The sequence below is a fragment of the Candidatus Paceibacterota bacterium genome, from assembly GCA_035452965.1.
In the GTDB taxonomy this organism is placed as follows: Bacteria; Verrucomicrobiota; Verrucomicrobiia; order Limisphaerales; family UBA8199; genus UBA8199.
The window spans coordinates 81765-103113 of record DAOTCE010000017.1; the positions used below are offsets into that span (position 1 = coordinate 81765).

Annotated in this window: 22 protein-coding genes; 10 read left to right on the forward strand and 12 right to left on the reverse strand. The window is 62.4% G+C overall.

Going from position 1 to position 21349, the window contains the following annotated elements; genetic code table 11:
- From hoxU to hoxE, 3 genes are read right to left on the reverse strand one after another with little or no spacing between them, the layout of a single operon-like run.
- A complete protein-coding gene (hoxU, locus tag P5205_13780) occupies positions 1-720 on the reverse strand; it encodes a bidirectional hydrogenase complex protein HoxU (GenBank protein ID HSA11431.1) in 720 nt (239 codons plus the stop codon).
- 21 nt (positions 721-741) lie between these two features.
- Entirely contained in the window at positions 742-2433 is a 1692-nt protein-coding gene (locus P5205_13785; GenBank protein HSA11432.1) for an NADH-ubiquinone oxidoreductase-F iron-sulfur binding region domain-containing protein, read from the reverse strand.
- A complete protein-coding gene (hoxE, locus tag P5205_13790; protein ID HSA11433.1) occupies positions 2423-2956 on the reverse strand; it encodes a bidirectional hydrogenase complex protein HoxE in 534 nt (177 codons plus the stop codon). Before hoxE ends, P5205_13785 begins: the two co-directional genes overlap by 11 nt.
- A 412-nt stretch (positions 2957-3368) precedes the next feature.
- On the opposite strand from hoxE, the gene P5205_13795 reads away from it, so the two are divergent.
- A complete protein-coding gene (locus P5205_13795; GenBank protein ID HSA11434.1) occupies positions 3369-4286 on the forward strand; it encodes a TIM barrel protein in 918 nt (305 codons plus the stop codon).
- A 186-nt stretch (positions 4287-4472) separates the two neighbouring features.
- Here the strand turns inward: P5205_13795 and P5205_13800 are convergent, their stop codons facing one another.
- The 6 genes from P5205_13800 to P5205_13825 form a co-directional block, all read right to left on the reverse strand.
- Complete coding sequence (locus P5205_13800; GenBank protein HSA11435.1) at positions 4473-5390, reverse strand: PEP-CTERM sorting domain-containing protein; 918 nt, start codon at positions 5388-5390, stop codon at positions 4473-4475.
- 636 nt (positions 5391-6026) lie between these two features.
- Positions 6027-7151: an SUMF1/EgtB/PvdO family nonheme iron enzyme gene (locus P5205_13805; protein HSA11436.1), complete on the reverse strand. Its 1125-nt coding sequence runs from the start codon at positions 7149-7151 to the stop codon at positions 6027-6029.
- A gap of 391 nt (positions 7152-7542) precedes the next feature.
- On the reverse strand, positions 7543-8190 hold the full coding sequence (locus tag P5205_13810; protein ID HSA11437.1) for a hypothetical protein: 648 nt from the start codon (positions 8188-8190) through the stop codon (positions 7543-7545).
- Entirely contained in the window at positions 8177-9985 is a 1809-nt protein-coding gene (locus P5205_13815; GenBank protein ID HSA11438.1) for a hypothetical protein, read from the reverse strand. The genes P5205_13810 and P5205_13815 overlap by 14 nt, the downstream gene beginning before the upstream one ends.
- Positions 9986-10006: 21 nt before the next feature.
- Entirely contained in the window at positions 10007-10624 is a 618-nt protein-coding gene (locus P5205_13820; GenBank protein ID HSA11439.1) for a hypothetical protein, read from the reverse strand.
- The gene (locus P5205_13825) at positions 10621-11148 is read right to left on the reverse strand and encodes a prepilin-type N-terminal cleavage/methylation domain-containing protein (GenBank protein ID HSA11440.1); all 528 of its coding nucleotides are present in this window, start codon (positions 11146-11148) and stop codon (positions 10621-10623) included. The genes P5205_13820 and P5205_13825 overlap by 4 nt, the downstream gene beginning before the upstream one ends.
- Positions 11149-11624: 476 nt before the next feature.
- On the opposite strand from P5205_13825, the gene P5205_13830 reads away from it, so the two are divergent.
- Positions 11625-12146, forward strand: coding sequence for a response regulator (locus P5205_13830; protein ID HSA11441.1), 522 nt, complete (start codon positions 11625-11627; stop codon positions 12144-12146).
- 21 nt (positions 12147-12167) lie between these two features.
- On the opposite strand, the gene P5205_13835 is transcribed toward P5205_13830, so the two are convergent.
- Positions 12168-12536, reverse strand: coding sequence for a hypothetical protein (locus P5205_13835; GenBank protein ID HSA11442.1), 369 nt, complete (start codon positions 12534-12536; stop codon positions 12168-12170).
- Between the two features lie 39 nt (positions 12537-12575).
- Here P5205_13835 and P5205_13840 point away from each other — a divergent pair, with 39 nt between their 5' ends.
- Positions 12576-13064 carry a hypothetical protein gene (locus P5205_13840; protein HSA11443.1) on the forward strand — a complete coding sequence of 163 codons (489 nt, stop codon included), beginning with the start codon at positions 12576-12578 and terminating at the stop codon, positions 13062-13064.
- 42 nt (positions 13065-13106) lie between these two features.
- Here the strand turns inward: P5205_13840 and P5205_13845 are convergent, their stop codons facing one another.
- Together P5205_13845 and P5205_13850 are read right to left on the reverse strand one after the other, a co-directional pair.
- Positions 13107-13454 carry a LysR family transcriptional regulator gene (locus tag P5205_13845; GenBank protein ID HSA11444.1) on the reverse strand — a complete coding sequence of 116 codons (348 nt, stop codon included), beginning with the start codon at positions 13452-13454 and terminating at the stop codon, positions 13107-13109.
- A gap of 354 nt (positions 13455-13808) precedes the next feature.
- On the reverse strand, positions 13809-14075 hold the full coding sequence (locus P5205_13850; protein ID HSA11445.1) for a hypothetical protein: 267 nt from the start codon (positions 14073-14075) through the stop codon (positions 13809-13811).
- Between the two features lie 492 nt (positions 14076-14567).
- Here P5205_13850 and P5205_13855 point away from each other — a divergent pair, with 492 nt between their 5' ends.
- The 7 genes from P5205_13855 to P5205_13885 are packed head-to-tail and all read left to right on the forward strand — an operon-like array spanning position 14568 to position 21347.
- Positions 14568-15401: a succinylglutamate desuccinylase/aspartoacylase family protein gene (locus P5205_13855; GenBank protein ID HSA11446.1), complete on the forward strand. Its 834-nt coding sequence runs from the start codon at positions 14568-14570 to the stop codon at positions 15399-15401.
- A 29-nt stretch (positions 15402-15430) separates the two neighbouring features.
- Complete coding sequence (gene cysK / locus P5205_13860; GenBank protein ID HSA11447.1) at positions 15431-16393, forward strand: cysteine synthase A; 963 nt, start codon at positions 15431-15433, stop codon at positions 16391-16393.
- Positions 16394-16420: 27 nt separating this feature from the next.
- The gene (locus tag P5205_13865) at positions 16421-16675 is read left to right on the forward strand and encodes a DUF2061 domain-containing protein (GenBank protein ID HSA11448.1); all 255 of its coding nucleotides are present in this window, start codon (positions 16421-16423) and stop codon (positions 16673-16675) included.
- Between the two features lie 15 nt (positions 16676-16690).
- Positions 16691-18385 carry an NADPH-dependent assimilatory sulfite reductase hemoprotein subunit gene (locus P5205_13870; GenBank protein HSA11449.1) on the forward strand — a complete coding sequence of 565 codons (1695 nt, stop codon included), beginning with the start codon at positions 16691-16693 and terminating at the stop codon, positions 18383-18385.
- Between the two features lie 5 nt (positions 18386-18390).
- Positions 18391-19056, forward strand: a complete 666-nt coding sequence (locus tag P5205_13875; protein HSA11450.1) for a phosphoadenosine phosphosulfate reductase family protein — start codon at positions 18391-18393, stop codon at positions 19054-19056.
- Positions 19057-19097: 41 nt separating this feature from the next.
- Entirely contained in the window at positions 19098-20000 is a 903-nt protein-coding gene (gene cysD, locus P5205_13880; GenBank protein HSA11451.1) for a sulfate adenylyltransferase subunit CysD, read from the forward strand.
- Positions 20001-20027: 27 nt separating this feature from the next.
- Positions 20028-21347, forward strand: coding sequence for a GTP-binding protein (locus tag P5205_13885; GenBank protein ID HSA11452.1), 1320 nt, complete (start codon positions 20028-20030; stop codon positions 21345-21347).
- Positions 21348-21349 lie beyond the last annotated feature (2 nt).

Genomic DNA, 21349 nt, shown 5'->3' on the forward strand with positions numbered 1-21349 from the left:
CTAGTCGGCAATCCACTGTTTTTTCTCGCGGGCGGTGACGATGAATTCGAGCTTGGTGCGGTCGCGCTCCATCTCGGCCACCGTCGAGCCTTTGTTGAACAGGGCACCGGTCGGGCAGGACATCACGCACTTGCCGCACTTGGTGCACGTGTCCGAGGCGCCCCAGGGCTGATTGAGGTCGGTGATGATGCGGGCGCGGCTGCCGCGGCCGGAGACGTTCTTGGTGCCCGCGCCTTCGATGTGCCAGCAGACGCGCACGCACCGGCCGCAGAGGATGCACCGGTTGTGGTCCATCCCAAAGAGCGGATGCGTGATGTCCACCTCCCACTGAGGGAAGCGGTAGTCGAAGCGCACGTGGTCCATGCCCTGGCTGTAGGCCAGCGCCTGCAGTTCGCAACGGCCGTTGGACACGCAGACCGCGCAGACATGATTCCGCTCGGCGAACAGCAGCTCCAGCGTCATGCGCCGGTACTTGCGCAGCCGTTCGCTGTTGGTCTTGATATCCATTCCTTCGCTCACCTTGGTGGTGCAGGCGGGCAGCAGCTTCGAGACGCCCGTCACCTCCACCAGGCAAAGCCGGCAGGCGCCGACATCATACACGCCTTCCAGGTGGCAGAGCGTCGGGATGGTAATGCCCGCGTCCCGAGCGGCATCCAGGATGGTTGCGTTCTCGTCGGCGCTGACTTGTTTCCCATCAATCGTTAAAGTTTTTGCAGCCATAGGTTAGCTCCAGTGCGTGGGTCAGGTTGCCGGGGCCGGCGCCGGTTTGGGCGCGCTGCCGTTTCCGCCGGGCCCGCCGTGAATATCGGCCTTGAGCAGGTCGGTATACTCCTTGCGGAAGAACCGGAGCGTGCTCAGCACCGGGTTGGGCGCGGTCTGGCCCAAGCCGCACAGGCTGGTGCTCCGCACCATCTCGCAAAGGTCTTCAAGCTTCTGCAAGTCGCGCGCGGTGGCCTTGTGTCCCAGGATTTTCGTCAGGAGGCCGTGCATTTGCACGGTGCCGGCCCGGCAGGGGATGCACTTGCCGCACGACTCGTCCATGCAGAATTCCATGAAGAAGCGGGCTACGTCCACCATTTGCGTGGTCTCGTCCATCACGATCATGCCGCCCGAGCCCATGATCGAGCCGAGTTTGGTCAGCGAATCGTAGTCCACCGGCGTATCGAGCGCGTCGGCCGGGATGCACCCGCCGGACGGCCCGCCCGTTTGCACCGCCTTGATCCTGCCGCCGTCAGGGGCGCCGCCGCCCATGGTCTCGACGATCTTGCGCAGGGGCGTGCCCATCGGCACCTCGATCAGGCCGGTGTTGGTGATCTTGCCGGCCAGCGCGAAGACTTTGGTGCCTTTGCTCTTCTCGGTGCCAATGCTCGTGAACCAATCGGCGCCCTTGCGAATAATCGGCGCCACGTTGGCGAAGGTCTCGACGTTGTTGATCAGGGTCGGGCAGGTCCACAGGCCGCTTTCGGCCGGGAAGGGCGGGCGGGGCCGCGGGGCGCCGCGTTTGCCTTCGACCGAGGCCATGAGCGCCGTCTCTTCGCCGCAGACGAATGCGCCGGCGCCGATGCGCAAGTCAATGTTGAAGTTGAAGGGCGATTCGAAGATGCCGGAGCCGAGCAAGCCTTGCTGTTTTGCCTGTTTGATGGCCGCCTGCAGACGGCCAATGGCCAGCGGATACTCCGCGCGCACGTAAATGAAACCCTGGTTCGCGCCCACGGCGTAAGCCGCGATCGCCATGCCTTCCAGCACGCAGTGCGGGTCGCTTTCCAGCACGCTGCGGTCCATGAACGCGCCGGGGTCGCCTTCGTCCGCGTTGCAGATGACATACTTCTGCGGGCTGGCCGTCTTGGCGACCGTCGCCCACTTCAGGCCGGTCGGATAGCCCGCGCCGCCCCGCCCGCGCAGGCCGCTCTGGACCATTGTGTCCAGCACTTCTTTGGGAGTCATCTCCCGCAGCACATCGTGCAGGGCCTGGTAGCCATCCGCCGCGATGTAGGACTCGATGCGTTCGGGGTCCACGATGCCGCTGTTGGCCAGCACGATGGGAAACTGCCCGGTAAAGAACGGATGGCTGGGATCGCCGCGCTCCACCTTGGTCTTTCCGCCCTTCAGCGTGCCGATTAGCGACGGCGCATTCTCCGGGGTGACCTTCACGTATAGCGGGCCCTGGCCTTCGGGGCTGACCTGGACGGTTGCGCCCGGCTCGTGGGTGTCCACTTGCACCAGCGGACCCTGGCAGCACAGTTTCATGCAGCCGACCCCGCGCACCTCGACCTGGTCCTCCAGGCCCGCTGCTTTGACAGCCTTGTCCAGGGCATCCTTGACGCCTTTCGAATCGGACGACATGCAGCCGGCCGCCATGCAGCAGCGGATGACGTGCTTCTTCCGCGAGGCGCGTTCCTTCCTGGCTATCTCAACTAGGTCATCAATGTCCATGGCCGGTCCATCCTTTCACATATTGGAGCGCCGATTCGGGGGTTTGACGCGGGGTGACGGTTCCGTCGTAAACCACCGCCGGGGCAATGCCGCACGCCCCAATGCAGCGGGCCGTGAGCAGCGAGAGTTCGCCGTCCGGCGTTGTTTCGCCGGCCTTGATCTTTGCCTTGTTCTCGATTGCGGCCAGCACCTTGTCCGCCCCTTTGACATAGCAGGCGGTGCCCATGCAAACGACGCAGCTATGCTTGCCCTTCGGTTTGAGGGTGAAGAAATGGTAGAAGGTGGCGACTCCATACACCCGGCTGGTGGGCAGTTTCAGCCGGTAAGCGATGAACAGCAGCAAGTCGTCTTCGAGAAAGCCGAACAGCTCCTGCGCTTTGTGCAGCACCTCGATCAGCGCGTCCTGCCGGAACTGATGCTTCTTGATGTGCACTTCAAGAATCTTGAAGCGTTTATCGCCGCTTGCGTGCTCCAGGACGCTGGGCAGCCGGTTCTTCTTCTTTCGGGATAGCGTGGCAATCATATCGCTTAACGGGAAGGGTATGGTATTCGCCCCTGTCGTTCAGGTGCAGAGGCCTTCATCCATTCCCGAGCAGCAAGGTAGCACCGGCAGTTAGTTACGCTGTGCATGGATTGTCATTTGATAATCCTTTTTTGTGCAGCGCGAACCGCGCAAGAGCAGCGATGGCATTGTGCTGCGCGGGTGTGGCACGCAAGGGAACCTCGCCAGATGCACCCCGGACCCACACCGTGGGTGCACACCCGACAAATTGGGGATTCACGGCGTATGTCGTTGGTTCCACAGGGTTTACACGCCTGCCACCAGAACCTGCGTTGCGGCTCCCGTGCCAACCTAACTGTCTGTAATACAAGGACTTAAGCGGGCGCCAAACATTTTCTATCTTCCGGGCCGCCCGCGGTGTAGGGTGTGCGCCATGAATACCAACCTTTCCCGCCGTTCAGCCATGCGCAGGATTGCCGGCGGCACCGCGGCCCTGGCTGCGGCTGCCAATTTGCCCTATCGCCTCGACGCCGCCGATGACGCCAGCCGTCCCCGGCTTAATGGACACATCCGCCATTCCGTCTCCGCCTGGTGCTATGGCAGCTTATTCAACGGTGGCAAGGACAAGCCCGCCAAAATGACATTCGAGGACTTCTGCCGCGAGTGCCACAAGCTGGGCCTCGAATCTGTCGAGCTGCTCGGGGCGGACCAATGGCCGGCAGTGAAGAAGGCGGGTCTCACCTGCGCGATGTGCAACGGCCCGGACAGCATCCCCTACGGCTGGAACCGCCAGGAGCACCACGACGACCTGCTCGCCAAATTCGAGCAAGCCATTCCCCAGGTGGCCGCAGCCGGCTTCGACAACATCATCACCTTTTCCGGCAACCGCAGAGGCAGGAGCGACGAAGAGGGCCTGGAGAATTGCGTTAAAGGGCTGAAGCGCCTCGCGCCGATTGCCGAGCGGCACAAGGTGACTGTGGTCATGGAGTTGCTCAACAGCAAGCGCGACCATAAGGACTACATGGCCGACCACACCGCGTGGGGCGTCGAGGTCTGCAAACGCGTCGGCTCCGAGCGCCTCAAGCTGCTCTATGACATCTACCACATGCAGATCATGGAGGGGGATGTCATTGCCACCATCCGCGAGAGTTACCCCTACATCGCCCACTACCACACCGGCGGCGTCCCCGGCCGGAACGAGATCAACGAGACCCAGGAGATCAATTATCCCGCCGTGATGAAGGCCATCCTGGCGACGGGCTACAAAGGGTTTGTGGGCCAGGAATTCGTCCCCAAGGGCCCCGATCCCCTCGCGTCTCTGAAGCAGTCCGTCCTCATCTGCGACGTGTAAGCCCTCTGGGCAGGACCCACGCTCCCCTGCGCGCCGCGCCTGGTTCAGCCGGCAGCGGATTCGCCCACCTGGCTCTGCTGCTTTACCTGGGGCCTTCCTTGTTCCTGGAGTCTGTCTGTACGGCGCAAGGGCCGCCATTTCCGGCGGCCCTTGGCTGTGTAGTTTAGAAGAACCTGCTGCCGATACTCACGCCGTCCGGCGACGGGCGATCCACATCAGCCCCAGCCCGCCGAGCAGCCCCAGCAGAGCGGAGGAAGGCTCGGGAACAAGGGTGGTAAAGTTGTACTCCGTTCCCCCCGCCAAGCGGTCAACGTTCCCGGCATCAATCCGCCAGAAATACTGGGTGCCCAAAGACAGCGGCGCCAGGGATTCCGGATCCCACGAGGTTGTGCCTTCGGCGAGAGTCGCCACCTTCGTCAGCGAGCCGGACGTGGTGCCGAACCACACATCGAAGAACGAGTTGTAGCTTCCTGCCGTCCAGCTCAGGTCATTGCCGGCGCCGGTCAAGGCGATGTCCGTCGCGTCGTCGGGAAGAATCGCGTTGTAGGTGACGGCTGCCGGGGCGCTCGCCGCCCAAGCGACCGAGTCAAAAGAGGCCCGCTTGCCCCCTGTCCCCGTTCCAGGAGTAGCCAAACGCGTCGAGTAGGCCGTGCCCTGGTTGAACTTCAGACCGGCTCCAAGCAGATTCCAAGCATTGCCTCCGGATGTCTGAGCCGGCGACACGACCACCGCCGCACCCGCGTTGTTGACCGTCCAAATCGGGGGCATATTCTGGGCTACCGTGACGTTCACCCAAGTTGCATATACGTCGTAGTAACCGCCGTAACCGGTCCCCGGTGTAAACGACCAGTCTCCCCACTTGATTGGGGTGGTGTCCCCAGCATAATAGGTGCCCGTTCCCGACAGAACTCCTCCCGTCCAGCCGGCCAAGGGGGCTGCCGTGCTCTTCGCGGTACTAACGGCAGGACCGTTCATTGTGAAATTCGGCGTATTCTGTGCGCCGCCGGTTGCGCGCGCTTCGAGCACATTAACGTAAAACGCGAGCGACTCACAGGCGAACGAACTCACCAGCGCTGCGGTTACAAGGACAACTTTAGTTCTCATAGTTGCAGGTTCTTCGATTTCGTGTTGTTCACTGAAAGACGCCCTCGGTCAAGCTACGCATCTCGACCGCGACGCCACATTCGTACTAAATTTAATGCGAGCATGGCCAAAACCGCCCTGGCATGCAAGAAGAATTTTCATAAATTTTGGGGGACCTGCATCGCAATTCAGTTCCGGGGTGGTACGGTAGGGGGTCAATGGTCAGGGATTGCAACCTCCTGTGCTCCGACGGGCAAAAGAGGGCAGGCCGGAGAGGGGGGGAGGCTGACCGGGTGGCCCTGTGCTGAAGGCTCCGCTGGCAGGCGACAATGCCAACTGCGCCGACAAGGTCGGTTGGGAACAGTTTGAGTGCCGTACGAGCCAGGGGAACGGCGTGAGAGCGGCACTGAGACGGCCACTAGACGGCCACTAGACGGCCACCCCATGGCCACTAGATGGCCGGGAGCAATTTTGGGACCCAGCCATCGGCGGCTTTAGGGCGGGCTGTCCGGCCTGCTTCTGAGGGGCAGACGGCTGACATTGTGATGCTAAAGTCCCCCCCCGGCCGTGCCTGCTCTCCTGCTCCCTGGGAAGTTGGGGACTCCTTACGAGGAGCAGGGGACTGGAATGAGGGGCTGCGCCACTGAGGATAGAGGTTCAGGGCGCTTTGACGCAGCGGAAACCGTAGGCGTTGAAAAAGCCGAAAGGGCTTTCGAAGCCTCGCTTGGCGCAGCGGGCAAGGGTGTAGTCGTCGCTCCATGAGCCGCCCCGCAGCACACGGTATTCCCCGGAGTTCGGCCCGCGGGTGTCATTGTTGGCGGCGGCGGGATTTTCGTACCAGGCGGGGTCGTACCAGTCCCAACACCATTCCCACACATTGCCGGCCATGTCATACAAGCCATAGCCGTTGGGGGGGAACCAGCCGACGGGGCTGGTGTGGGGATAGGGGCCGGTATCAAAGATGGGGTTTTGCACGACATTGGCCCGATCATGGAAGAACTGGTCCGAGTCCTGCCAGGGGTAGTTGTGGCCGACGGCGCCGCCGCGAGCCGCTTTCTCCCATTCGGCTTCGGTGGGGAGGCGATAGCCGGTATTCCACTTGACCGAGGCGCTGTCCAGGTCGAGCTGGCCGGTGCGATAGACGTGGTTCTGGGTGGAATCAGTCCAGTAGGCGGGCACCAGGGATTCCTTTTCGGAGCGGGCATTGCACCATTTGAGCACGTCATGCCATGAAATTTCGATCACCGGGTGGTTGGGCTCCTTGCCGAACCCGGGGTTGTCGAACTCATAATCGTGGACGAGCGCCCATTGATAAACCTCATCCCAAAGCGCCTGGGTGACGAGGTTGGTCTCCATATAGAAGGCGCTGACGAAGGTCGTATGGAGCGGGAGTTCATCCGGCTCGGTGGTTCCAAGTGGATTACCCATGCTGAAGGGGCCGGCAGGTATGAAAGCAATCCCGGCAGGTTGCGAAGGCGCCAGGACTTGCACGCGGTAGAACCGCGCTTCGGCGCGCGGGGGCAGGGGGTCGAGGACGGAATAAGGGCTTTGGGTGACGAAGTGGTTGGTCAGGAGCAGCCAGTCGGGCTCGGTGAGGCTGGTGGCGTAGAAGACGAGGTTGGAGACACTGGCGTCGCTCTGGATGGTGAGGCGCGGCACCAGGGCATTGTCGGGCGAGCGGGGGACGAGGGTGATTTCGCTGATCCGGGGCGCGCTGGCAGCGTGTGCCGCGGCATGAAACCCGACCAGCAACAGAGTTATCAGCAGGCAGGTGTTTTTCATAGCATGGGCATTTTGTGGCTGTGAGTTCAGACTAACGTCCAGAGTGGCATAAGCCAGGCGTCCAGGCGAGCATTATCCTCCACGCGCGGTGGCGGTTGCTGGCGCGCATGCATGAAGCTGCCGGAGGGGCGCGGCCGCCTTGTCCGCTTTGCGGATTGTGGGCCAGACAAGCGGGCATGATGCCCGCGCGCCTTCATGCATACGTGCTGGCCGGCTATGCTCCGTGGCTTGAGGGGAGGCATGGCGGGGGGGCGGCAGCGGTTGCGGCCTAAGAGCCTGTTTGAAAATGTTAGACTAACGCCGGGTGTGGACACCCGGCCTACAGGGAATCGGCGAAATGGGGCGATGCTGCAGGCCCGGTCCCCTGACCGGGCGAATTCTCAAACAAGCTCTAAGTCTTGTCGGAACGCGTGATGATCTCCAGCTCGCCTCGCTCGTTGGAGCGGAAGGTGAGCAGGACCGCGTCCCAGGCAGCCGTGCCAGCCGCGGCATTCCTGGCATCAGCGTTCAAGCTGAACTCCAACGTTCCCGCCCGGAAGGGCACCCGGAGAACGCGAATGAGGCGGCTCCCCACCCTGGGCACCTTCTGGAGCAGTTGGAGGCCGGTTCCCTCCTGGTCGGCAACGTGGGCGTCGAACTCTTCCAGGTCGCTGGCGTCGGGGTATTGGCTGGCGAGGGTTTCGCGGAGCGTGGGGCCGGCGCCCGGATCGGCGGCCGACGGCTCCACGATGCGCAACGTCAGGTAGAAGCTCAGATCGGGACTCGTCAGCAAGAACAAGTCCTCGGAGGCGCGCTCGGGCCGGAGGCTGGACGGCACCATGAAGATGAACTCGTTGGTTCCGCTGCGGATGAACTGGCGGACCACCTGTTCATTGCCCACCACCTCGCCTGGGCAAATCCTGACCTCGAGCCGCGGCGGCTGATTACTGTCGGCATCGGAAGCACTGTCAGATTGACCGGCCAGGCGCGCCGGCACGAGCGCGGCGGCAACCACCAGGCAGGCCGACAGGACTCGAACGAAAGCCTTAGGGCTGCACATTGTAGGTGACCGTGTTGGGGGGAGGAGCGGCCCAGTTCAGGCGCACCAGCACCAGGGCGCAAGGAATGCCCGGGGGCTGCTTGGCCGGGTCCATGTAGTTGAGGTCATAGCTGAAGTCGCGGGTTGGGGGATCGTAGTAAGTGCCGGGGTTGACGAATTGGTGCGTGGCTTTCTCGCTCGTGAAGAGTTTCATGATCGCCGTGTTGAGGGTCAGCGTCCTGGCCGGATTACTCCAGTTCCAGTCCTCGAGCAGGCGCGTCAGGTTATGGATCCCGCCGCTGAATTGGGAGGCGGAAGAGCCGGTGGAGAGCACGTTGCCGGTGAGGATGGCCGCATTGATGGTCGTGTTCGCCGCATCACGAGCGGTGTAGCTGCCGGTGCTCTGGCTGTCCTGCCACGACGGGGAGAGAATGGTCAGGGCATCACTCATGACGGCGGCGGGCATCGCGGCGGTCGTGTTGGTGGTGCCCAAGTGGCTGTTATTGGGGCAGTTGTAGTGCCCCTGGATGTAAAGCGGATCCGGGGTGGCGACGGACCAGCCCAAACCTCCGTTGGCCGGCAAGGTGCGCGCATTGGTCAGCCTGACTGCGGTCAGTTGGGAGGCGGTCGTCGTGCGATTGTCCGCCACATAGAGAATGGTGGGGTAGGCTCCAGAGCCGGCCGCGAACTTGGAGAGAATGCTGCTGTTGGTTTGAATCCACTGGCCGTATTGCCCGACGTCAATCTGGGCAGCCTTGATCAGCTTATTTTCCCGCTGGTCTCTAAAGGTGTTCGTGGTGGTGAGAAACGGGAAGTTCGTGGCCAGCGCGGACGGGGTGTTCGTGGATGTGATGTAGATGGGCGTGGGATCGGCACCGGGCACCTCGTAGTTGACGGAGGCCTGAATCTTCATGGTGATCGTATCGTTGGTGACGATCAGCACCGTGTGGGCCTGGTTGTAGAGGCGGGACTGTCCTTCGAAGGACGTCGGGCTCAATCCCGCCGGCGGCACCTCGATGCAATCATGGACGTTGGTTATGCCGATGGACAGCGAGACGGTTGGCACGTTGGTGCGGTAACCGGGGTTGCCACGGTAGGTGCCGCGGTCGTCCCAACCCGGGCCCTGGCCGTTCCATCTGGGCGAGGAGATTGTCCCCGTGGCGGTCACGGTCCCGTTGAAGGTCAGGGAGGCGCTGGTCCCGGTGTAAATGGAGCCATTGGCGTGGGTGCGCCCATTCACAACCATCCTAGCGCACGTGCTGAACTCCAGGAGGCCGTTGCAGAAGATCGCGTAGTGAGTTAGCGGCACCAGGGCTAAGAGCACGTCTTCCTGCGCGGTGCCGGTCACTATGCCGCCGCTTGCGAGGCGGGCATTGGAGACGACACGGTACATCGGCGCGTTTGCGGTGCTCAGGCCGGGATACTGGGAGGGCAACGGTCCCGAGTAGCGGTTGGTGAGCAGGGCTACGTAGGTTTGATTGGCGTTCCCGTTGCCGTCCGAGAACGCGAAATTGCCCCAGTAGGAGTCCTCGCTCGTGTTCGGGATGCTGGACCGGTAACTGTTGACGTTATTAAAGACCGCCCCCAGCCCGTAACTCTGGAAATCGTAACCTATTCGCGCCACCACCTTTTCGACCGCCGCTTCCGCCGCATTGGCGGTGACGCTGTATTCATTGCTGCGGTGGTTCGCCCGGGCGTTGGTGAGGGAGCGGTTCATGGTGGCCGCCAGCACCAGCGAGGCGATGCCCGCCATCGCCATGACCATGACCAGCGCATAACCGGCGCTCGCGCCTTGTTTGGGGGTCTCAGTTTTCATTGGAATTCCTGTGGCTTTCGGTCAGGGGCCATCCGGGATGTGGGGTGTCACCAGCAGCTCCACCCGGTAATAATCGTAGAGGCAGCCAGGGCCGATTCTGGTGATTGGGTATTGGTACTGGCAGAACTCCATCACGACGTTGATCACCCCTTTATGGGTCAGGTCGGTCTGGTTCGTGCCCGCAAAGTCCTGCGCCTGGAAATACATGTTATTGGTGAGGTACTGCGCGATGCACTTGGTGGCGGTGCTGCCGCTGCGGCCGCGAAAGAGGAACGCATTGGTAAAGTAGTAGAGGTAGTAGCTGTTGGTATCGGTCGTCATGCTGAGCTTGAGGGCGTTGCCGCGTTGGTTCTGGCCCAGCGGAATTCCGGTGAAGGAGGCCAAGTCTCCGTTGCCGATCTGCCAGATTTTGGCCGACCGGATGTCGTTGCCCAGCTCGTTGAAACCCAGGCGCGCCAACTCGGAGGCCCCCACCTTGCTATTGACCCATTGGTCCTGGCGCATTCCGAACAACTGGCCGTAGACCAGCCCGGTGATGGCCATGATGAACACCGCCGAAGCCACCAGCGTTTCGGATAGCGTCAGTCCGGCTTGCCGCCGTTTTCTCGTCAAGGCTGTGGTCCGGTGCCGCAGAATCATAGGCTGGTCGTGTCGCGGTTGTCGGGGGCGAAGTAGGTGGCGGTGCGATTGGTGAACAGGCGCACGCCCCCGAGGGTGAGGAAAGGCCAAACGGTATCCACGGTGACCATTTGCACCTGCACCAGCGGCGAGCCGCTGAGGCTGAACTGTTTCAGGGTGACGTAATTGGTCGCGATAACTATGTTGGTGCCCGAGATGGGGATGTCCAGTTGCCGGGTGGTGAAGCCCCTCCACACTTTTGTGCCGGAACTGTTATGGTAGCTCGGGGAGGAGAGGTTTGTCACCAGAGTGATCAGTTCGTTTTTGTTGATCGAGTAGTCCCACACCGCCGAACGGGCCTGCTCGATCTGGTGAATGCTGAGCGCTTGCGCCGCCAGCGAGTATCCCGCCCACTCGGCATGCCGGCCGGACTGGATGTAGGCGGTCAGGATGCCGGCCAACAGCAGGGTAAGGAGGGCAATGGCGATCACCACCTCGACCAAAGTGAAGCCGCCCCTCGCTCCCGCGCCTGGCTTGCGCGCCAAACCCAACGCGGCGCCCCCGGGCTGCCCGCGCAGGGTTAGCCGCTGCGAGTTGGATGCGCCCGGCGGCCGCCTCAGCCGGAGGCTCCGGGTGCCTCGTTCCGTTTGTCCACAAGTTTGGTGCGTAGGATTCATCGCCGGCGACACAGATCTGGTAATAATGTTGTTTCGCAGCAGCATATGCAGTGCCGCATGGGCCCGCTGCGCACGCTTCTTGCTTCGTTGGCCGAGTTGCTTGCCGTTTCATTGGAAACCGGACGGCAGGCCCAGTCCGAAGGGCCCTGTCCCGACGGACCGAGTGTCCAGTTCAAGAGCTGGCCTGACTGATTATTGGACAGTGACACTGGAAGCTGATTCGTAGGATCCCCGGGGCGAGAATAAGGGTAACCCCGGCACGTTAACCGGGCTCACCCCGATTGTCCTGTGCATGCGCGAGAGCTATGCTGGCCGTAGAAGAATGATAGTGATCGGAGTAGTGTATGAAGAAATTTAAGCTTTTCGGCCTTGGCCGCGGCGGGGAAACAACCGCGGCATGTGAACCTGATTCATTCAAAGAGCAAACCCCAGCCAAGCCGGGCAGCAAACGGGTGCTGATCATAGATGACGATCCGGTCTTCTCGAAGGCAACGGCGATGGCGCTGCAGTCAGCCGGCTGCGAGGTCAGGCTGGCACAGGAAGCCTCCGAGGCGATTGCCGCGCTGGCGGAGGAGCCGGCAGACGTGCTCCTGGTGGATATCAACTTCCCGCCGGACGTGACCTTTGGGGGCAGAACATCGTGGGACGGCTTTCAGACGATAGAGTGGCTGCGAGGGCTTCCGGGCACACTCGGCGCGCGCTTTATCATTGTGTCCAGCTCGGACCTGGCATCCGACCGGCAGCGTGCCAGGCAAATAGGAGCAATGGCCTATTTGCAGAAGCCACTGGACCTGAATCAGCTATTGGCGGTGGTGAATGAGGCCTGCGTGCCGGCCGGGCAAGCGCATGTCACGCCCGCCGCGTGAGGGCGCGCGGCGCGGCGATGCTCAAGGTGACAGCCGCAATCGGTAGAACCTTGCGCGGTTGGTCACGGTATCCACAAACTCAGCCTCATCGTCAAACGTCTTCGCCGGGACCGTGAACAGGTTCGACCAGCCCGCCGCCGGCAGACTGCTCGCCCCCTGCACCACGTGAACCCAGTTCGAGGCCGTGTTGAAGCGGATCGCCACCTGGTTCATGCCGACGCGCTCGATCGAGCCGATGCTCGCCGCCGGCCTGGCCGCCGCCGTCACTTGCAGGGTTGGCCGCGCGTTCGCCGCGGGGAAGCTCCGTGAATTGAAGGTGAAGCCCACCGACGCGCTGGCGGCTGTGAGGTACAAATTCAGGTTGGCCCCCGCCAGAATGTTCGATGCCACCGAACCTCGAACGCGCCGACTCCCCGGTTAAAAATCGCATTGTTCGGCGCGCCAACCTCCGTCAGCACCAGGGCCACGCCCGTCACCACCCACCCGTTGCTGCCAAACGACCCGTTGAAAGAGGTCTCCACGCCCGAAAGCGGAAACCGCATGAGGCTGTCAAGCAGTCCATTCTGCACGCCTGACCCGTTCACCGCGGCTGCCCCTGAAACGGACAACGCACCCGCCGCCCCGTGGTTGCTCGCCGGAGCCAGCGACCGCACAAACGCATCCGCCGACGGCTACGGCATCAACGTGCGCCCCTGGACCCGGAACGAGCTATCCATCGTCGGCCCTGCCGGCGATCCCGCCGGCATCCGCGGCATGACCAACGGCGCCGCCGCGCTCCGTAAGCAAAGAAGTTCCCCAACGCCAACCACGCCGGCGCGCGCGCCCTGGCTGACTTTCTCCTCTCGCCCAAAGTCCAGAACTTCCTCGCCGACTTCGGCCAGAAAGCCACCGGCCGCGGTCCCCTATTCCATCCCGTAGAGACTGCCACCGAGCCGGAGTAGCCGCCGGGCTGCGGCCAGGTCACCGTTTCAGCAACTTTTGGAAATCGCGAAAGCCTTCCCGGATCGCCGCATGGCTGCGCGCTTCCATCTCGTGGTAAAGCCGCACCACCCGCCGCCCCGTTTTCGTCAGCACCGCTCCGCCGCCGGCCTTCCCGCCGCGCTTGCTTGCCACCACTGGCGACCGAAACCGCCGATTCAAAACTCGCACATGTGTCCAGGCCGTCATGTAAGCCATCCCCATCCGGGCGGCCGCCGATCGCAAGCTCCCCAGCTCGCCAACCAACTCCAGCAACCGAACCCGGCCCGGCCCCAAGGCCGCGTCCCGCCCGCACATCACGCGCAGCCGCGGCAATATCGAAGCCCGCAAAGTTCCACTCTTTCCAGCTTTCGCCACGGCCGAGTCTTGACTGAAACGCGCCCTTGTTGAAAGTCAGTTCTGACCCGGCAAACGGGCGCGGCCTGTTCGGAGAGAGTTTCGGCGTGGGAACCCGGCGCCAAATAGAGTTCGCTACTGGCAGATCGTGGCTGGCGGAACAGGGCGTTGAGCAAGGGCTATCGCCTGCGGTTGGTAGTCCCTCGGTCGGGTAGACCAATTTCGCTGAAAGCGCCAGCGTTTGGCCGCCTCGGCGAGGCGGTCCTGCCCAGGACGGAGGCCTTGCTGCGGCTGTCCAAAATAGGTACAGCGGCGCGGCTCAAAAGCGCACCCGGTGGCCTGTCCAGCTCAGGCAAAGCGGCACTTCCGTTGTTCCTTCAGGTTGGATTTGGGGGGCAATAGTCCGAGCAGGAAATTCTCAAATGGAGTGGCGTTCACGGGCTCGGGGCCGTCCAGGGAGAGGACCAGCTCCAGGTCGGGGGTGCGCAGTTTGCGGGCAAGCTTCATGGCCCTGGAGACAACTCCAAAGTCATAGGCCTCGTCGCGATCGGACGTCCACTTCTCCGGCGATTGGAAGTACCGGCGGGTCGTCATGTCTCGTAAGAATGTTTTCATAGGACAGGTTTGGTTTTCCGTTACGTATTCGTGTGGGCATAACCTGTGCCAATCGTTGTCATCAGGCATCGTGGCAGTTCGGTAATCCCTGAGTCTGGCAGGACACTTTCGCCGAAAGCGCCTCCGTTTGGCCGCCTCGGCGAGGCGGCCCCACCCAAGCTGTCTCCGCCGATGTCAAGGCTGTATCCACGGTGTGGATACGGTGTGGATACGGTTAGGATACGGTGAGACTCCCATGTGAATGGCTGCGCCATAAGCCTGCAGGGAAGCCGAGGCAGCATAAGGCAATATAACGCAATTAGCCAATAGAATCAGGCTATATTTAATCTATAGTATTCCGATTGACATATATATGATAAGGTGTATAGTGTCGCCCATGCTAATGCAAAATGACTTTGAAACGGACTGGGGTAGGGCGGCGGTTGCCAGCCGTTTGCCCCGACTCTCTGCCGGGCGGCAGGGGGTTATCGCGGACCTCAGTTTTCTGGCTTTATGAATACCTTGTCCATGCCTGTGCTGGAAGCGCCATCAGCGAAGCGACGGGGCTTGATCCGTCGCTCGATCCCCGATTTGCTCGCGCCACTGGATCGAATTGCAGCGTCGTCGCCAAGCATTGTGGCGAACCACGAGGCGCAGTTTGTGGTCGGCGGGCAGAAGTATTCGCTGCCACGTTACCTGTTCATCGGCCCCAAGGGCGGCGACGAGCAAATCCGCCTCGGGCTGTTTGCCGGGATACACGGAGATGAGCCGGAAGGGGTGCATGCGTTGATCCAGTTGCTGGAGCTGCTCGAGCGCAAGCCGGAATTGGCGGTGGGGTATTGCCTGTTTATCTACCCGATCTGCAATCCAACGGGGTTCGAAGATCGGACCCGACATGCGCGCGGCGGGAAAGACCTGAACCGTGAGTTCTGGATTGAATCCGCGGAGCCGGAGGTGAAGCTGCTGCAGTCGGAGCTTCTGGCGCACGCCTTCCAGGGGATTATCTCGCTGCATACGGACGACAGCAGCCACGGCTTCTATGGATTTGCGCACGGGGCCACGCTGACCAAACACCTGATCGAACCGGCTCTGCGGGAGGCGGAGCACTTTCTCCCCCGCAACGAGCACGAGACGATTGATGGTTTTCGCGCGCGCAACGGGATCATCCGCGACAGTTATCCCGGCGTGCTGAGCGCGCCGCCGAACGTGCGGCCGCGCCCGTTCGAGATCATCCTGGAAACGCCGCAGCAGGCGCCGGCCTATCTGAAGGAAGCGGCGTTGGTCGCAGCGATCCGGACAATCCTGACGCGCTACCGCGAGTTCATGGCTTACGCACCCAACCTGTAATATCGGACAACCAAGAAAGGAAGATAGTTATGCCAGTATATCCAGACATCATCAGCACGGTGGGGCGAACCCCGCTGATCAAACTCAATCGTATCACCAATGGCGCGCCGGCGAGGATCGCGTTGAAGGGAGAGTTCTTCAATCCGTTGGGCAGCGTGAAGGACCGAATCGGTTACGCGATGATCTCCGCGGCGGAGCGAGAGGGCATCCTGACTCCCAGCACTACGATTATCGAGCCGACCTCGGGCAACACCGGGATCGCCCTGGCGTTCGTGGCGGCTGCCAAGGGATACAAGCTTATTCTGACCATGCCCGAGAGCATGAGCGTGGAGCGGCGCACCTTGCTGGCGTTGTTGGGGGCGAACCTGGTGTTGACCCCGGCGACGGCGGGCATGAAGGGGGCTATCAGCAAGGCTGAGGAGTTGCACAAGGAAATAGCGGACTCGTGGATTCCGCAGCAATTCAATAACCCGGCCAATCCCGAAATCCACCGCCAAACTACCGCCGAGGAGATCTGGAAGGACACCAACGGCGAGGTGGACATCCTTGTCTCGGCCGTCGGCACCGGTGGCACCCTCACGGGTGTGAGCGAGGTGGTCAAGTCACGCAAGAGGGCATTCCGCGCGATTGCGGTGGAGCCGAAGGACTCGCCGGTTATCACCCAGACACGCAACGGAGAGCCGCTCAAGCCGGGCCCGCACAAGATTCAGGGCACCGGAGCGGGCTTTGTGCCGAAGAACCTCAACCTGCAGGTCGTGGACGACGTGGTCGCCGTTAGCAACGAGGACGCGTTTGTCATGGCCCGGCGGCTGGCGCAGGAGGAGGGGATCCTCGCCGGCATCTCGACGGGCGCGAATGTCTGGGCCGCGTTGGAGGTCGCGAAACGGCCTGAGAACAAGGGCAAGCTGATTGTCACCATCGGCTGCAGCACGGGCGAACGCTACCTGAGCACGGCACTGGCGGATGAGGCGCGCAAACAAGTGCAAACCTAGGCCTACGCCGCTTTCCAATGCGCTTGCATGTCGCCCAAGCCTCCCCCCCTCGCCCCGGTGGACAACCACCTCCGCAGCTTCGCCAAAGCGGTGTCGTGGCGGGTCACCGGAACGCTCGATACAATTTTGGTTTCCTTCATTATCACCGGGCGCATCAAGCTGGCATTGTCTATTGGCTGCCTCGAACTCGCCACCAAAACTCTGCTGTATTATCTGCACGAGCGCGTATGGAACCGCGTGTCTTTCGGCAAGGTGCATGCGCGCCCGGATTACGAGATCTAGTTCCAGGCAACTTGCATGAGTGAATCCACTGCTATTCTCAAGGCGTCGCCGGTCGAGGTGGCAAAGGCAAGCGACCCGACCCTGAGCGGCACGATTGCTCAGACGCTGGCCGACGGGCAGGCCGACCACTTTGGAGAGGACGACTTGGTCTTCCTGAAGTCCCACGGCATCTACCAGCAGGACGACCGGGACCTGCGCAAGACGGGCAAGAAGTTCATCTTCATGGTGCGCTGCCGCATTCCCGGCGGCCGGCTCACCCCCGACCAGTACCTGACTTGCGATCGGCTCGCCGCCCGGTACGCGAACGACACCCTGCGGGTGACTTCGCGCCAGGGATTGCAGTTCCACGGTGTCGTCAAAGGCGGCCTGCGGGCGCTGGTTAAGGAGATTAATGGCGCGTTGCTGGGCACGCTGGCCGCGTGCGGGGACAACAACCGCAATGTCATGGCGCCGCCGACGCCAGCCTGCAGCGCGCTGGGGCTGCAGGTGCAGGAACACGCGCGGCAGGTTGCCGCCGCGCTATTGCCCAAAACCAGTGCCTACCATTCCATCTGGATTGATGGTCAGGCGCTGGACCTGGAGGAGCCGGCTCACAAGAACTTTGTTGACCCCCTTTACGGCAAAGCCTACCTGCCGCGTAAGTTCAAGGTTGCCTTTGTGGTCCCGCCCCGGAATGACATCGACATCTTCACCAACTGCTGTGGCTTCATCGCCATCGGTAACGACGGCGGCGACCTCGCCGGCTACAATCTCACCGCGGGTGGCGGCATGGGCCGGAGCCATGGCAACGAGCAAACCTTCCCGCGGCTGGCCGATGTGATCGGCTTTTTGCCGCCGGACAAGGTGGTGGATGTGGCCGGGGCGGTGCTGACCATCCACCGCGACTTTGGCGACCGTGCCAACCGCAAACACGCGCGGCTCAAGTACGTGCTCGAGGATCGGGGCGTGGGGTGGTTCCGCGAGGAACTGGAGCGCCGGGTAAAATTCCGGTTGGCTGAACCGAGGCTCTTCAAGTTTGAGAAGCAGGGCGATGCGTTCGGCTGGAACCGGCAGGCGGACGGGCGGCTGTTCCTCGGCTTGTTCGTGGAGACTGGTCGCATCAGGGACCACGACGGCCGGCGGTTGAAAACGGCTTTGCGGGAGGTGGTCACCAGGTATCAGCCCGAGATTCATCTCACCCCCGCCAACAACGTGGTGCTGGTGAATTTGGCCGAGACGCTGCGGACTGAGATTGACAGTCTCTTCGCGGCTCATGGGGTGCAGACCGCACCTCAGCATCAAGGCAGCATTCTGCGGCGCGCCTCGATGGCTTGCGTGGCGCTCCCGACTTGCGGCCTGGCGCTGGCGGAGGCCGAGCGCTACCTCCCGGGTTTGATTACCCGCCTGGAGAGATCGCTGGCGGAAACGGGGCTGAGCGGGCAGGAGATCACAATTCGCATGACCGGCTGCCCGAACGGCTGCGCGCGGCCTTACGTGGCCGAGGTGGGATTCGTCGGCAAGGCGCCCGGCCGCTACCAGATTTGGCTCGGCGGCAATGAGGCCTGCACCCGCGTCAACCGGCTTTATCGCGATATGGTGAAAGACCCGGATATCGTCAGCGAACTGCGCCCGCTCTTTGTTCGCTACGCGCAGGAACGGCTGCCGGAGGAACGTTTCGGCGACTGGGTCGCCCGCGTGCTCTGGCACGAACAGCCGACTCCAACCCTTTGAGACCCATGAACCCTGAGCAACTTGCTCATTGGAACACTGAACTCCGTCACCAATCTCCGTGCGAGATCACCCGCTGGGCCATCGCACAGGCGGGCGGGCGCGCGATTGTCTCAACCAACTTCCGCCCCTACGAAGCCGTGATTTTACACCTCTGCGTGCAGGAGCAGCCCGACATCCCGGTGCTCTGGGTGGACCACGGCTACAATCGCCCCGCGACCTACAGACACGCCGAACGGCTGCGCGCCCTGCTGGGGCTGAACCTCAGCGCTTTCCTGCCCCGCATCAGCGCCGCCCACCGGGATGCAGTGTGGGGACCACTCCCCGCCCTGGATGACGAATCAGGCCTGAAGGAATTCAGCACACGGATGAAAATCGAGCCCTTCCAACGCGGCATGAGAGAACTGGCCCCCACCCACTGGCTCACCGCGCTGCGCCGCGTGCAAAACACGAATCGCGCCGGCCTGGACATCGTGTCGCTCGACCCGAACTTCGGCACGCTTAAGGTCAGCCCGCTGTTCTACTGTAGCGACGCGGACTTGGAGTTGTATCTCGCAGAACACAACCTCCCCAATGAGTGGGATTACTTCGATCCTGCCAAGGCCGACGAGAAGCGCGAGTGCGGGCTGCACGCGGCATGGGGCGGCAAGTTGGTGGGCACGGCGCGGCGCTGAGGCAAAGGCCGCCGCCGGAATCCAGAATCTGAAATCAACGAATGCATAGTTACCACTTGGACCACCTCCAGTATTTGGAAACCGAGGCTATCCATGTGATGCGCGAGGTGGCCGCAGAATTTGAGCGGCCTGCCCTGCTGTTCTCCGGGGGCAAAGACTCCATCTGCCTGTTGCGCCTGGCGGAGAAGGCCTTCCGCCCTTCCGATATCCCGATGCCGCTGCTCAACATTGACACCGGGCATCACTTCCCGGAGTTGAACGAGTTCCGCGACCGCCGGGCCGCTGAGTTGGGCTGCAAACTCATCGTGCGAACCGTCGAGAGCGCCATCGCCAACGGCACCGCCGTGCCTGCCCCCGGCGAGGTCAGCCGCAACCGCCTGCAAATCCCCACGCTGCTGGCCGCCATCGAGGAGTTCCGCTTCGATTGCTGCATCGGTGGCGCCCGCCGGGACGAGGAGAAGGCCCGCGCCAAGGAACGCTTTTTTAGCTTCCGCGACAGCTTTGGCCAGTGGGATCCAAAGAACCAGCGCCCGGAAATCTGGAACCTCTATAACGCGCGCCTCAACCACGGCGAGAACATGCGCATCTTTCCCCTCAGCAACTGGACCGAGATGGATGTGTGGGAGTACATCGGCAAGGAGGCCCTCCAAGTGCCCGGCATTTACTTCAGCCATCCCCGCAAGTGCGTTCGCCGTCAGGGGCAATGGCTGCCGGCAAACGATCTCGTACCCCCAAAACCGAACGAGCAAGTCAAAGACCTCGTCGTGCGCGTCCGCACGATCGGCGATATCATAAGCACCGGCTGCATCGAGTCGCCCGCACACACGGTTAGCGACATCATCGCTGAGATCGCCGCCGCGCGCGTCACCGAACGCGGCTCCCGCGCCGACGACAGAACTTCCGAAGCCGCCATGGAAGATCGCAAACGCGCCGGGTATTTCTAGGTCGCTCACCCTTTGAACACGCTTCCCATGCCCGTCTCCGCTCATCATCCAATTGACATCCTCCGCCTCAACACCTGCGGCTCGGTGGATGACGGAAAATCCACGCTGATCGGCCGGCTGCTCTATGACTCTCGGTCGCTGATGGAAGACCAAATCGAGGCGCTGCAACGCTCCGCCGACCTCACCGGGGCGGGCCGGATAGACCTTTCCACTGTCACCGACGGCCTTCGGGCGGAACGCGAGCAGGGCATCACCATTGACGTCGCCTACCGCTACTTCGCCACCCCACGCCGGAGGTTCATCATTGCCGACACCCCTGGCCATGTTCAATACACCCGCAACATGGTCACGGGCGCTTCCAGCGCCAACTTGTCCGTTGTTCTGGTGGACGCGCGCCAGGGCGTCACCGAGCAGAGCCGCCGTCACACTTGCATCGCTTCTCTGCTGCGCATCCCTCACCTTGTCATCGCCGTCAACAAGATGGACCTGGTGGACTGGAGCGAAGATCGCTTTATCGAAATCCGGGACCAGTTCGAGGCGTTCCTGCCACGACTGGATGTGAAGGACGTGCAGTTCATCCCGTTGAGCGCGCTCACCGGCGACAATGTTGTCGAGACCTCCCGAAACACGCCTTGGTACCCCGGCCCGACGCTCCTGGGCCAATTAGAAACCGTCCACATCGGCAGCGACTGGAACCTCAACGGTTTCCGACTCCCTGTCCAATGGGTCAACCGTCCCAACCGCCCGACTGACCCCGAACTGCACGACTTCCGCGGCTTCAGCGGGCAGATCGCCGGCGGCATTGTGCGCGTGGGGCAGAAAGTCATGGCGCTGCCTAGCGGCCTGGTCAGCACTGTCAGGCAAATCTGGACCTACGATGGCCCGCTCCTTGAAGCCTTTTGCCCGCAATCCGTCACCCTGGTGCTCGCCGATGACATTGATGTCAGCCGCGGCGACTTGATCGTCGGCCCGGACAACCTCCCCGGCGCCAGCGCGGACCTTCGCGCCAAAATCTGCTGGATGCACTCGCGCCCGCTCCAGCGCGGCCGAAAGTACCTCCTGCGCCACACCACCCGAACGGTTCCGGCGGTGATTGCGGATATCGAAGACCGCATTGACATGACCACCCTTGAACCCGAGCCCGCCCCCCACGAACTCACTCTCAACGACATCGGGGAAGTCCGCCTCAGGACCCCCGCACCGCTTGTCTTTGATGGCTACGGTACTAACCGTCTTACCGGCTCGTTTATCCTGATCGAGCCGGGCAACAATGCGACCGCCGCGGCTGGCATGCTCTTCCCGTCCAAGGAAGTCGTGAAGCCGGAGTACAGCGATTTCGCGATCTAACC